This is a genomic window from Paraburkholderia ginsengisoli NBRC 100965 (assembly GCF_000739735.1).
Taxonomy (GTDB): domain Bacteria; phylum Pseudomonadota; class Gammaproteobacteria; order Burkholderiales; family Burkholderiaceae; genus Paraburkholderia; species Paraburkholderia ginsengisoli.
In genome coordinates, this window is sequence record NZ_BBJF01000005.1 from 686133 (window position 1) to 699333 (window position 13201).

Genomic DNA, 13201 nt, shown 5'->3' on the forward strand with positions numbered 1-13201 from the left:
CGGCGAACGCGCAGCACGCCGCGTGAAGCGGGTCACGCCGACCCGCTCGATGAATCGCCACAAGGAGAAGCCATGAGAGACGATGCTGCCATCGCGGACGCGATCCTGCCGTCCGCCGCGCGAACCGGGGACGCGCACGATTCGCACGAGAGGCACGACGCGGACGACACACTCGACGCGCGCCCCGAAGCGCCGCAAGTCGATCTCGCTGCGCTCTATCGCGACTCGGGTATCGGCGACGTGCTCGGCGAACTCGACCGCGATCTGGTCGGCCTCACGCCGGTGAAGACGCGCATCCGCGAGGTGGCCGCGCATCTGCTGGTCGAACGCGCGCGCGATTCGCTCGGCCTCGCCGGTGGTGCGCCGACCCTGCATATGTGCTTCTCCGGCAACCCCGGCACCGGCAAGACGACCGTCGCGCTGCGCATGGCCGAGGTGCTGCACCGGCTCGGCTACATCCGCCGCAATCATCTCGTGTCCGTCACGCGCGACGATCTGGTCGGCCAGTACATCGGCCATACGGCGCCGAAAACGCGCGACGTGCTCAAGCGCGCGATGGGCGGCGTGCTGTTCATCGACGAAGCGTATTACCTGTATCGCCCGGAGAACGAGCGCGATTACGGCCAGGAGGCCATCGAAATCCTGCTGCAGACGATGGAGAATCAGCGTGGCGATCTGGTCGTGATTCTGGCCGGCTACGCGTCGCGAATGGAAGTGTTCTTCGAGAGCAATCCGGGTTTCCGTTCGCGCATCGCGCATCACATCACGTTTCCCGACTACGCCGAAACGGAACTGCTCGACATCGCCGAGCGGATGCTCGCGACGATGCACTACCGCTTCGACGCCGCGTCGCGGCACGCATTCGCCGACTATCTCGCGCGCCGCATCCGTCAACCGAATTTCGCCAATGCCCGCTCGGTGCGCAATGCGCTCGACCGCGCGCGGCTGCGTCAGGCCAACCGGCTGTTCGCGGGCGCGCTCGATGGCGGCGCACCGATCGACGCCGCCGCACTCACGCTGATCGACGCCGCCGACGTCCGCGCAAGCCGCGTGTTCGACGAAGCGCCGCCGTACGCACCGACATCGCGCGCCGACTCGGCGCCATCAGGTTGAGTCACGACATCATCCAGGAGAAACGCCATGCAGGACGGACGCACGACCCTCTCGAAGTTCCTGATCGACACGCTCGACCGCCAGCCATCGCCCGAAAACGGCCCGGCGACGGCGGGACTCTCCGCGCTGCTGATCGACGTGGCGGCCGCGATCAAGTCGATCTCGGCGATGCTCACGAAAGGCTCGCTCGGCGGCCACTACGGGTCCGCGCAGACCGTCAACACACACGGCGAGGAGCAGAAGAAGCTCGATGTCGCCACCAACGAAATCTTCGTGCAGCAATGCGAGTGGGATGGCTTGCTGGCGGCGATGGTGTCGGAGGAAATGGAGGACGTGTACGCGATTCCGCCGGACTATCCGCGCGGCGACTATCTGCTCGCATTCGATCCGCTCGACGGTTCGTCGAACATCGACATCAACGGCGTGGTGGGTTCGATTTTCTCGGTGCTGCGCGTGAACGGCGCCGACAAAAACGAAGTGGGCGAGGCCGACTTCCTGCGGCCGGGCTGCGAACAGGTCGCGGCCGGCTACGCGGTGTATGGACCGTCGACGATGCTCGTGCTGTCGGTCGGCAACGGCACGCATGGCTTCACGCTGGAACGCGACATCGGCAACTTCGTGCTCACGCATTCGAACATCCGCATTCCCGAAGACACGGTCGAGTTCGCGATCAATGCGTCGAACGAGCGCTTCTGGGAGCCGCCCGTGCGCCGCTATGTGCAGGAGTGCAAGGACGGCCGCAGCGGCTGCCGCGCGAGCGACTTCAACATGCGCTGGATCGCGTCGATGGTCGCGGAGGTGCATCGCATCCTGATGCGGGGGGGCGTTTTCATGTATCCGCGCGACTCGAAGACGCCGGCGATGGAAGGGCGCCTGCGCCTGCTGTACGAAGCGAACCCGATGAGTTTTCTCATCGAGCAGGCGGGCGGCCTGTCGATCACCGGGCGCGAGCGCATTCTCGATGTACATCCGCATGCGCTGCATGGACGCGTGCCGGTGATTCTCGGCTCGAAGAACGAAGTCGAACGCATTGCGCGCTATCACGGCGAATACGATCGCGGCGAGGACAAGCCGTTCACGTCGCCGCTGTTCAGCCCGCGCTCGCTGTTTCTGCCGGACTTCACGGCCTGACGCGCGGCTAGCAGGCCAGACACACCGCCCGTTGAGAAGGCGGCCAGAACATTGCCATCCGGAGACAACAGCATGTCAGTCAAACATCCGATCATCGCGGTGACCGGCTCGAGCGGCGCCGGCACCACGACCGTCATGAAGAGCTTCACCCACATCTTCAGACGCGAGCACATCAACGCGCAGATTGTCGAAGGCGACGCGTTTCATCGCTACGACCGCAACGGTATGCGCGCGGCCATGAAGGAGCATGAACACGACGGCGCGCCGAACTTCAGCCATTTCGGTCCCGAGGCGAATCTGCTCGAAGAGCTGGAGACGCTCTTCACGAACTACGGCGAGAACGGCACCGGGCAGTTGCGCCACTACGTGCACGACGCCGCCGAAGCGCAGCTCTACAAGCAGGACGGCGGCACCTTCACGCCGTGGGAAAACGTCGAGCCCGGCACCGACCTGATGTTCTACGAGGGGCTGCACGGCGCGGCCGTGACCGACAAGGTGGACATCGCAAGGCATGCGGACCTGCTGATCGGCGTGGTGCCGATCATCAACCTCGAATGGATCCAGAAGCTGCACCGCGATCAGAACATGCGCGGCTACTCGCATGAAGCGGTGGTCGACACGATCCTGCGGCGCATGCCCGACTACGTGAACTACATCTGCCCACAGTTCTCGCGCACGCATGTGAACTTCCAGCGCGTGCCGACCGTGGACACGTCGAATCCATTCACCGCGCGCGAGATTCCGCAGCCGGACGAGAGCTTCGTGGTGATCCGCTTCGCGCGGCCGAAGGGGATCGACTTCCAGTATCTGCTGACGATGCTGCACGACTCGTTCATGTCGCGCCCGAACGTGATCGTCGTGCCGGGCGGCAAGATGGGACTCGCGATGCAGCTGATCTTCACGCCGATGATTCTGCAACTGATCGACCGGCGCTCGCGCGCCTGACGCGCGCCCGGCATCTGCCGGCGAACAGGATTTTCATACTGGAAGGAGAGATTCGATGAGTGCTCTCGCAGAATCGGTGGCCACACCTGCTGCCACACGTTTGATGGCCGACGCGCTGCGCATGCTCGCGATCGACGCTGTGGAAGCGGCGAAGTCCGGGCATCCCGGCATGCCGCTCGGCATGGCCGAGATCGCCGTCGCGTTGTGGGACCGGCATCTGAAGCACAACCCGCGCAACCCCGTGTGGCCCGACCGCGATCGGTTCATCCTGTCCAACGGCCACGGCTCCATGCTGCTGTATGGACTGCTGCATCTGAGCGGCTATGACCTGCCGATCGACGAGTTGAAGCGCTTCCGTCAGTTGCATGGCAGAACGCCGGGGCATCCCGAAGTGGGCGTCACGCCGGGCGTCGAAACGACCACTGGGCCCCTCGGCCAGGGGCTCGCGAACGGCGTCGGCATGGCGCTCGCCGAAGCGCTTCTTGCGCGCGAATTCAATCGGCCCGGACATCGGATCGTCGATCATGGGACGTACGTGTTCGTCGGCGATGGCTGCCTGATGGAAGGCATCTCGCATGAAGCGGCGTCGCTTGCGGGCACGCTGAAGCTCGACAAGCTGACGGTGCTCTACGACGACAACGGCATTTCGATCGACGGTCATGTGCACCAATGGTTCGCAGACGATACGCCGACGCGCTTCGCCGCGTATGGCTGGCATGTGGTGCGCGAGGTGGACGGGCACGACGTCGACGCGGTCGACCACGCATTGCAATCCGCGCGCGACGCCGGCCGGCCGACACTGATCTGCTGCAAGACGGTGATCGGCCAGGGCTCGCCGTCGAAGGCCGGCACGCACGACGTGCATGGCGCGCCGCTCGGCGCCGACGAGGTCGCGCAAACCCGCCGTGCGCTCGGCTGGCCGCACGCGCCGTTCGAGATTCCGGACGAAGTCCGCGCACGCTGGGACGCGAGCGAGCGCGGCGAGGCCGCCGAAGCCGACTGGAGCGAACGTTTCGACGCCTATCGCAAGCACTATCCGAACGAGGCCGCCGAGTTCGAACGGCGCGTGCAGGGCACGTTGCCCGCGTCCTGGCGCGATGCGGTTCGCGCGCTGCTGCGCGAAGCCGACTGCGCGGCCGAGTCGATCGCGACGCGCAAGGCCTCGCAACAGGCGATCGCCGCGCTCGCGCGCAGTCTGCCCGAACTGCTCGGCGGCTCGGCCGACCTGACCGGCTCGAACCTGACCGACTGGAAGGGCGCGGTCGACGTGCACACCAACGACCGCGGTCTGCAAGGCGGCAACTATCTGCACTACGGCGTGCGCGAATTCGGCATGAGCGCGGTGATGAACGGCATCGCGCTGCATCGCGGCCACCTGCCGTTCGGCGGCACTTTCCTCACGTTCTCCGACTATTCGCGCAACGCGCTGCGGATGGCCGCATTGATGAAGACCCGCACGATCTTCGTGTTCACGCACGATTCGATCGGGCTCGGCGAGGACGGCCCAACCCACCAGGCGGTCGAACATGCGGCGAGCCTCAGGCTGATTCCGGGGCTGGACGTCTGGCGTCCGTGCGACACCGTCGAGACCGCTCAGGCGTGGGTTAGCGCGGTCGAACGGGATGGGCCGTCGTGTTTGCTGCTGAGCCGGCAGAATCTGCCGTTCGTCACGCGTTCGGCCGAGCAGATCGGCGCGATCGCGCGCGGCGGTTATGTGTTGCGCGACTGGCCGGACCACGCGGGGAACGCGCAACCCGCGCGCATCGTGCTGATCGCCACCGGCTCCGAAGTCGCGCTCGCGCTTGAAGCCGTCGCGCCGCTCGAAGCTGCGGGCATTGCCGCGCGAGTCGTGTCGATGCCGTCCACCACGGCGTTCGATCGCGAGACGCGCGCATGGCGCGACGCGGTGCTGCCGCCGGGTGTGCCGCGCGTTTCGATCGAGGCGGGCGTCACGGCGTTCTGGCGGCAATACGTCGGGCTCGATGGCGGTGTCGTCGGTGTCGATTCGTTTGGTGAATCCGCTCCCGCCGCGGCGCTGTTCAAACACTTCAATCTGACCACGCAGGCGCTGGTGGACGAAGCGCGCCGCGTCGTGCAGAGCGCACACGGCGCGCACTGACGCTTCGATCCGCTCGAATCCGAATTCGATTTCATCTCTGGAGTGTGTGCAATGGCCTTCATCACCCTGCGGCAACTGCTGGATCACGCGGCCGAACACGACTACGGCGTGCCCGCGTTCAACGTCAACAACATGGAGCAGATTCACGCGATCATGCAAGCCGCCGAGGCCACCGACAGCCCGGTGATCCTGCAGGCGTCGGCGGGCGCGCGCAAGTACGCGGGCGAGCCTTATCTGCGGCATCTGGTGCTCGCCGCGCTGGAGGCGCACCCGGATATTCCGCTGGTGCTGCATCAGGATCACGGCGCGAGTCCGGCGGTCTGTCAGCAGGCGATCCGCTCGGGCTTCACGTCGGTGATGATGGACGGCTCGCTGCTGCCGGACCAGAAGACACCCGCGGCCTACGACTACAACGTCGACGTGAGCCGCCGCGTGGTGGAGGCGGCGCATGCGGTGGGCGTGTCGGTGGAAGGCGAGCTGGGTTGCCTCGGCTCGCTCGAAACCGGTACGGCGGGCGAGGAGGACGGCGTCGGCGCGGCAGGACAGCTCGCGCGCGACGACCTGCTCACGGACCCCGAAGAAGCCAGGCGTTTCGTCGACGCAACCGGCGTCGACGCACTCGCGATTGCAATCGGCACCTCGCACGGCGCGTACAAGTTCAGCCGCGAGCCGACCGGCGACATTCTCGCGATCGACCGCATCGTCGACATTCACGAGCGGATTCCGAATGCGCATCTGGTGATGCACGGGTCGTCGTCGGTCCCGCAGGAATGGCTGGCGGTGATCCGCCAATACGGCGGCGAGATCCCGACTACCTACGGCGTGCCGGTCGAGGAAATCCGGCGCGGCATCAAGCACGGCGTGCGCAAGGTCAACATCGACACCGACATCCGCCTCGCGATGAGCGGCGCGATGCGCAAGTCGCTCGCCAACGCGCGCTCCGAGTTCGATCCGCGCGCGGCGTTGAAGGCCGCGACGGCGGCGGCGAGCGCGATCTGCGTCGAGCGTTTCGAGGCGTTCGGTTGCGCGGGCCAGGCGGCACGGATCAAGCCGCTGTCGCTCGACACGATGGCGCGCCGGTATCACTGAGACCGCCGCTGAACTTTCGCTACCTAGCCCTTGCGAGGAGACGCCGATGCGCGACTTCCTGATTGCCCCGTCGTTGTTGTCGGCGGATTTCGCCCGGCTCGCCGACGAGGTCCGCGACGTGACCGCCGCCGGCGCCGACTGGCTCCATCTCGACGTGATGGACAACCACTACGTGCCGAACCTCACGGTCGGCCCGCTGGTGTGCTCCGCGATCCGGCCGTATACAACGGTGCCGTTCGACGTGCATCTGATGACGATGCCCGTCGATCCGCTCGTCGCGTCCTTTGCCGAGGCGGGCGCGAATTCGATCAGTTTTCATCCGGAGGCGTCGCTGCATGTGCATCGGACCATCGAGCTGATCAAGTCGCACGGCGCGCGCGCCGGCCTCGCGCTGAACCCGTCGACGCCGCTCGCGGTGCTCGATCATGTGCTGGACATGCTCGACGTCGTGCTGGTGATGTCGGTCAATCCGGGCTTCGGCGGCCAGGCGTTCATCGGGCACACGCTCGACAAGCTGCGGCAATTGCGCGAGCGGGTCGATGCGACGATGCAGCGTACCGGGCGGCCGTTGCTGATCGAAGTGGACGGCGGCGCGAACGCGTCGAACATCGCGCGGATCGCCGAAGCGGGCGCCGATGTGTTCGTGGCGGGATCGGCGGTGTTCGGTGCGTCGGACCGCACGCAGGCAATCGCGCGATTGCGTGACGAACTGGAGACGGTTGAAGAACGCGCGGGCGTAGCGGCGATGGAATGACCCGCTCTACGCGGGCCGGTGAGCGTTCGTCAGTCTTTCTTCATCGTCTCGCCGGGGGCGCGCCACGCGAGCAGGTCTTCTTCGGGCCGGTCGACCGCACAGCCCCAATCGAGCGGCTGGTCCTGGTCGAAACGCTTGCCGAGCCGCCACGCAATCTCCGCGCGCGCGAGTTGCACGCCCATATAGAACGCGTGCCCGCCGTCGTTCTCCAGACTGAGTTGCGGATAGAGCGCGAACGGGTCGTCGCCGCGCCGGTGGCCGTCGCGGTTGTAGACGTGGATGCCGTCTGCGCTGATCTGCACGCGGAAATTCGGATCGCGCACGCCACGCGCGAATTCGTCGATCTCGTCGGCGCTATACGGAAACGGGCGTTTCGCGTGGACCGTCGCCAGATCGCCGCTGATGCCTTTGGGCAGCACCTGGGCTTCGCGCGCGGCGTGCATCACGCGGCGAGCAACGTCCGCTTCGCGCAGCGCGCGCCGCGCATGCAGACTCACCGACGTCGTGAGCACCGCGCCGATCCGCAATTCGGCGGCCATGCCGAGCAGCACCGCGTTGATGCCGCTGGTGTCGGCTTCGGTCAACTCCGTCACGTTGCCGATGCCCATCATGATCGCGATGTCGGGATAGCGTTCGCGCAAACGCACGTAGCGCGCAATCGACGCCGCAAGCCCGAACGGAATCGGGTCGAGAATCGGATCGGCGAGAAACGCGCGGCCGCGCGCGGCGAGTTGCTCGATCGCGGCGTCGAGCGAGGCCGGGTCGCCGGGTTCGCGCGCGACGAGGATCGGCGTCGACGGCACTTCGTCGGCGATCCATAGCGTGTCGAGGTTCAGGCTCATCAGATAGTCGGCGCCCGCGCGGCCGCCGCGCACCAACTCGTCGGTGCGCATCGAATCGACGCTCACGCGGTAGCCTTCGGCCTTCAGCCGGCGAACCGCGTCCTCGAGATGCGGAAACGGCGTCTCAGGCAGGCAGCCGATGTCGATCACGTCCGCGCCCTGAGCCGCATACTCGCGCGCACGGCTCGCGATGCCGTCGACGTCGAGGCGCGGCGCATCGACGATCTCCGCAAAAATCTCGGTCTCGTAGCGGCTCAGGTCGAATGGTTTCGCCTTGCGGCCGAAAAATTGCGGCAGGTCCTTGACCTCGTCGGGTCCGCGTTCGAACGGCACGCCATAGTGACTGGCGAGCGCATCGAGATCGCCACGACAACGGCCGGGCACGATCACCCGTTGCGCGTTCAGCGGCGTAGGCACGCGACGCTGAATCATGTCGGCCGTCATTAACGCCGCGACCTGCAGCCCGATCTCGCGGACCTCCCAACTGAACGGTGTGGGCGCCATGCTGTCGAGCACGCGCAGCAGGCTCGGTTCGGCAAGCCGGCCAGTCAGGAAGAGGATGTGGTCCATGCGAGAGCGAGAGTCGACAGGCGTTGATCGAGCGCCGCTTTCAGTTCGTCGAGCGAGCGGACGAGCGTCGTATGTTCGAAGCGCGACAGTCGCTCAACGTTGTCGAGTTCGATCGCCCGCGGCCGCAGTTCGACCCATTCGTCGGGGCTCTCCGTGATCACGGTCGGTTCGGTGTCGCATGCAAAGACGATGCCTGGAATACATTGCTTACCGGCCTGCGCGTACATGTTGGTCGGCAGCGTATCGGAGATGCCATACGCGCATTTGGCGACCGTGTTGCTGGTGGCGGGCGCGATCACGACCGTGTGATAGACGCCGTGATAGAGCATGCCGACCGGCACGCCGCTCGCGCTGTTGTCGCGCAGCACGCGAAACTTTTCGCGCAGCTTGTCGATCGGCCAGCCGTATAGCGGCAGCACTTCCTCGGCGGCCGCGGACAGGAACAGGTCTACACCCGGCAATTGCAGCGCGAGCGCGATCGACTCTTCGAGCAGATGGCCGGAGCCGGTCACGCACCACGCGAAGCGCGCGTCCGGCTTGAAGTCCGCGAGATCGCGCGCGGGCGTCGGGGGCTGCGTTGGCGTCATGCGTCGAGATCGAGCGGCATTCCGTCGGACGACGAGCCCTCATGCGAGAGCCGGATATGCAGCCGGCGCATCTTGCGGTACAGCGTGTTGCGGCTGATGCCGAGCGCCTTCGCAACGTTGCTGACGTTCCAGCGGTGCTCGTCGAGCAGCGACAGCACGGTCTCGCGCTCGTTCAGCTGGATCGCGTTGAGCGCGGAGATGTCGGCGTCGTCGGCGAGATGCGCGTCCATGTCCGCGCTGTGAAGGCGCAACGCGGTCGGCATGTCGGCCGCCGAGGTCCGCTGCGTGATCTCGGGCGGCAGGTCCTCGCAACGAATCGGCTGGCCGTCGGACAGCGCGATCGCCATCTGCAACACGTGACGCAATTGCCGGATGTTGCCGGGCCATGCGTAAGTGAGCAGCGCATGTTCGGCTTCCGGGCTCAGCTCGGGCGGATCGTCGGTCTCGTTCGCAAGCAGATGGTGGATCAGCGGCAGCTTGTCGAGCCGCTCGCGCAGCGGCGGCAAATTCAGTTCGACACCCTTGAGCCGGTAATACAGATCCTCGCGGAACAATCCGCTATGCACGAGTTCGAGCAGATTGCGGTGACTCGCGCTGATCAACTGGAAATTGACCTTGACGGTGGTTTCGGCGCCGAGCGGCGTGACTTCGTGTTCCTCGATCACGCGTAACAGCCGCGCCTGCAACACGAGCGGCATGTCGCCGATCTCGTCGAGAAAGAGTGTGCCGCCGTTGGCCTGCACGATTTTGCCGCGCCGTCCTTCGCGTTGCGCGCCGGTGAACGCGCCGGCGCGATAGCCGAACAGTTCGCTCTCGATCAGGTTCTCGGGCAGCGACGCGCAGTTGACCGGAACGAACGGCCCCTCGGCGTGCGGGCTGATGCTATGCAGCGCCTGCGCGAACACTTCCTTGCCGGTGCCGGTTTGTCCGCGCAGCACGATCGGAATCTTGCGTTGAATCACGCGTGCGGCGAGCTGGATTTGCGAAGCCATGCGCGGGTCGCCGAACTCCAGGTGCGCGATCTCGTCGAGCTTGGGCGGCGGGCGCTTTTCGGGCGCGCTGGTGCGCGCGGCGGGCGCCTCGTTCGACAGCACGCGCGCGACGCGCCCGCTGTTATTTTGCGAGGTCTGCGCGACGAGGAAGAAGCGGTTGGTCGCGTTCGCGCTGTACACCGTGACCGGATGGAACGAGCCGCGAATGCTGCGCGCGATCATGTCTTCGAGCGACGCGTTGAACGCTTCTTCGATGCGGCGACCGCGCAGTTCGCTCAGGGACCGGAAGCCAAGCTGGAACAGCGCGCTGCGATTGGCGGCGAGCACGGTGCTGTCGTCCGCCACTGCGAGCTTGCCGCCGTGCAGCGTGCCGACGAATTCCGGCCGGCTGTGAAAGTGGATCATGTTCGCGTGACGATAACGCGCGTCGAGCAAACGGTTTTCGATCATCTGCCGCGACATGCCGACCAGGACCAGCGAGTGCTGTTGCAATAACTTCGAGCGGCTCGTGACGTCGAGCACGCCGGCAATCTCGCCGCTGTCGTCGAAGATCGGCGCGGCGGAGCAGGTGAGCGACGTATAGCGCGGATAGAAATGCTCGTGCTGACACACGGCGATGCAATCGCGCTCGGCGAGACAGGTGCCCATGCCGTTGGTGCCGGCTTCGCGTTCGCTCCAGAGCGCGCCGACCCGGAAGCCGTCGTCGGCGACCGCTTCGGCGAACGGCACCGACGACACCTGATGCACGATCGCGCCGCCCGCATCGACGAGCACGACCGCGAGTTCGGGGTCGGCCAGTTGCTGATAGAGCGTCGTCATTTCGAGCTTCGAACAGGCGATCAGATCGCCGAGCGCTTCGCGGCGCGCACTTAATTCGTACTGCGTGAGGACCGGTGGCGTGACGAAACGGGAAGGGTCAAGCTGGAATTCGTTGATGCAGCGCGTCCACGATTGGGCGACGGGTTCGCTCGTCGGGCGGGTCGTCAACTGATGATGGACGACGTTCAACACCTCTCGGACGTGCGTACTGCTGTCAGCGAGCAACGACATGGGGTTTGTCTCCGTTGCGTCATTTCGGACCCGCTATTAGCGCGCCGCGAATGCCGCTTTATCAATCCTGTATTCCCCTGGCGCTGCGAATTCGTCTGTGTTCGCATGCACCTGCGCGACCGGCCTTTATCAGGCGGGTATTTAAAACTCTACGCCCGATGTCGGTTTGGTTCAACAAGAAGTCGCATTATCTCAACGCACTGTGCCCGATATTTGCTTTTCTCTGTTCGTTGCGTCGTGGGCCGCCTTATTCGACCGCGTTGTTGCAGCTTCGGCACACAGTGTGCCGAAGCCGTCGCCGCCGTTCGTAATCAGCAGGACTAACCCGTATTAACCCGGAGCCGCGTCGCGGCGGAGTACACCATGGATCGTATCGATACCGTTCGCCTTGCCGCTTTCCCTGACATCGCTGACGCCGGCGCGTTGCCGGAGCGTATGGACATCGTCTTCATCGAAAACTTCACAGGCCAGACGGTCATCGGTATCGACAGCAGCGAGCTACATGTTCCGCAACCCGTGCGCATGAACCTCGCGATCGGCGTACCCGCGATCCGCGCGTGCACGACGGACCGGATCGAAGACACCATCAACTATGCGGCCGTGCGCGACGCGCTGCTCGATCTGTTCGCGTCGCATCGGGTTCGTCTGCTCGAAGCGCTCGCGGAGAACATCGCGCAATTGCTGATTGCCGACTTCGGCGCGCACTGGGTGCGGGTCTCGCTCGCGAAGCCGGCCAAGTTCGACGACGTCGCGGCGGTGGGCGTGCAGATCGAACGCCGACGCAGCGATCCGCCGACGAACGGGGTCGGCGTCGTCAGCTACGCGTCGCTGGGAGAGGGACTGATACCGAACTGAACGGCAGCGGCCTAAGCGGCGCAACGGTGGATGCGCCGCAGTCGCACGACGCACACGCGGCGCACGCCGCGCCTGCGTGGTGCGGCGCATCACTTCGCGATCGTGGGCGTCTTCTGCGGACCGAGTCCGCATGCCTGATACGCGGTCGTTTGCAGCGTGCGGAATTTCTTCGTTTGCGACTTCGCATGATCGACGCGGAATTCCGCGCCGCCTTCACCGCCGAGCGTCGCGTACTTCGAGAAGGTCGACTGGTCGACGAATTCGTCGTAGGGCAGCGCCGCAGCCATCTTGTCGATCACACACGAGCATTTATAGACGTTGGCGAAATCGTGACCGTTGTCGTCCATGCAGGTCAGCACATATTCGACGCGGCCCTGAGTCGGGTAGTTGTAGCCGCCGGCCGGAGCGGGCGAGCTGGGCGCATCGCCGGCCGCCCGGGCAAGCGGTCCTGCCAGCGCCAGGCAGGTGAAGGCGAGCAGCGCGCGACATCTGATGGTCATTTCATGCCTCTGCGGGAGCATTGAGACTGCTTCACGAACGGGTCTGCTGTGGGCCTCGCGAACGGAGGCGGCAAGGGCCGCTGGGGACGGGAGGAGGCGGCCCGAAGCGCCGCGTATCCTCCCGTGCCGTGCGTGGTCAGTTCGGTGCGAACGGGTGCGCGACGCTGCCTTTCTTCGCCACCACTTCCGCGGCGCTCGGCTCGCCGTTGACCGCGCGCTTGATCGCCTCGCGCGTGGCCTGGTAGTTGAACTGCTGGATCTTCTTGTCGTCATCCGCCTGCCAGTGAATGAAGACGCCGACGCACAGGAACAGATCGTCGGCCTCGTCCTTCGGGATGGTGCCGTCCTCGACGCTGTCGGCGACCGCAAGGGCAACCGCGTGCTGCGCAGGGCCGAACATCTGGACCGCCTGCTTCGCGCCCTTGATCGTCACCTTGTTGAAGAGGATCGTATTCGGCTTGGTGAGAAGATTCGGTGCGACGACTGCGAGCAAAGATGTGAAGCCATCCTTATTGTTGGTCAGTGCATTGCAGAACGCGATTTCCGCAGCCGAACCTCGCGGTCCGATCAGCAAGTCGATATGCGCGACCTCGTTGCCGTCGCCGACGAGCGACTCTCCGATCATGACGCGGTTGATCTTGGCCATTCTGTTCC

12 protein-coding genes are annotated in these 13201 nt (G+C 65.4%); 7 read left to right on the plus strand and 5 right to left on the minus strand.

Annotated elements, in window-relative coordinates:
* Nucleotides 1-72: 72 nt before the first annotated feature.
* From cbbX to rpe, 6 genes are all read left to right on the plus strand, one after another.
* Nucleotides 73-1113, plus strand: coding sequence for a CbbX protein (cbbX, locus tag BGI01S_RS12295; RefSeq protein ID WP_232624395.1), 1041 nt, complete (start codon nt 73-75; stop codon nt 1111-1113).
* A gap of 27 nt (nt 1114-1140) precedes the next feature.
* Nucleotides 1141-2244: a class 1 fructose-bisphosphatase gene (locus BGI01S_RS12300; RefSeq protein ID WP_042325641.1), complete on the plus strand. Its 1104-nt coding sequence runs from the start codon at nt 1141-1143 to the stop codon at nt 2242-2244.
* 72 nt (nt 2245-2316) lie between these two features.
* Nucleotides 2317-3189 carry a phosphoribulokinase gene (locus tag BGI01S_RS12305; protein ID WP_042325642.1) on the plus strand — a complete coding sequence of 291 codons (873 nt, stop codon included), beginning with the start codon at nt 2317-2319 and terminating at the stop codon, nt 3187-3189.
* A gap of 55 nt (nt 3190-3244) precedes the next feature.
* Nucleotides 3245-5308, plus strand: coding sequence for a transketolase (gene tkt, locus BGI01S_RS12310; RefSeq protein ID WP_042325645.1), 2064 nt, complete (start codon nt 3245-3247; stop codon nt 5306-5308).
* A 51-nt stretch (nt 5309-5359) separates the two neighbouring features.
* Nucleotides 5360-6397: a class II fructose-bisphosphate aldolase gene (fba, locus tag BGI01S_RS12315; protein WP_042325646.1), complete on the plus strand. Its 1038-nt coding sequence runs from the start codon at nt 5360-5362 to the stop codon at nt 6395-6397.
* A gap of 46 nt (nt 6398-6443) precedes the next feature.
* Entirely contained in the window at nt 6444-7151 is a 708-nt protein-coding gene (gene rpe, locus BGI01S_RS12320; protein WP_042325648.1) for a ribulose-phosphate 3-epimerase, read from the plus strand.
* Nucleotides 7152-7180: 29 nt separating this feature from the next.
* Here rpe and BGI01S_RS12325 read toward each other — a convergent pair whose 3' ends face one another.
* Genes BGI01S_RS12325 through BGI01S_RS12335 form a run of 3 tightly spaced genes read right to left on the minus strand, consistent with a single transcriptional unit; the run spans nt 7181 to nt 11192 of the window.
* Nucleotides 7181-8563 (minus strand): DUF6513 domain-containing protein, encoded by a 1383-nt coding sequence (locus tag BGI01S_RS12325; RefSeq protein WP_042325650.1) that lies wholly within the window; start codon nt 8561-8563, stop codon nt 7181-7183.
* Nucleotides 8542-9150, minus strand: a complete 609-nt coding sequence (locus BGI01S_RS12330; RefSeq protein WP_042325652.1) for a flavoprotein — start codon at nt 9148-9150, stop codon at nt 8542-8544. Before BGI01S_RS12330 ends, BGI01S_RS12325 begins: the two co-directional genes overlap by 22 nt.
* A complete protein-coding gene (locus tag BGI01S_RS12335; RefSeq protein WP_042325655.1) occupies nt 9147-11192 on the minus strand; it encodes a sigma-54-dependent Fis family transcriptional regulator in 2046 nt (681 codons plus the stop codon). Before BGI01S_RS12335 ends, BGI01S_RS12330 begins: the two co-directional genes overlap by 4 nt.
* A gap of 363 nt (nt 11193-11555) precedes the next feature.
* Here BGI01S_RS12335 and BGI01S_RS12340 point away from each other — a divergent pair, with 363 nt between their 5' ends.
* A complete protein-coding gene (locus tag BGI01S_RS12340) occupies nt 11556-12047 on the plus strand; it encodes a dihydroneopterin aldolase (protein WP_042325657.1) in 492 nt (163 codons plus the stop codon).
* An 89-nt stretch (nt 12048-12136) separates the two neighbouring features.
* Here BGI01S_RS12340 and BGI01S_RS12345 read toward each other — a convergent pair whose 3' ends face one another.
* Both BGI01S_RS12345 and fae read right to left on the minus strand, forming a co-directional pair.
* Nucleotides 12137-12547: a hypothetical protein gene (locus BGI01S_RS12345; protein ID WP_042325659.1), complete on the minus strand. Its 411-nt coding sequence runs from the start codon at nt 12545-12547 to the stop codon at nt 12137-12139.
* A gap of 136 nt (nt 12548-12683) precedes the next feature.
* Entirely contained in the window at nt 12684-13193 is a 510-nt protein-coding gene (gene fae, locus BGI01S_RS12350) for a formaldehyde-activating enzyme (protein WP_042325660.1), read from the minus strand.
* Between the last annotated feature and the right edge of the window lie 8 nt (nt 13194-13201).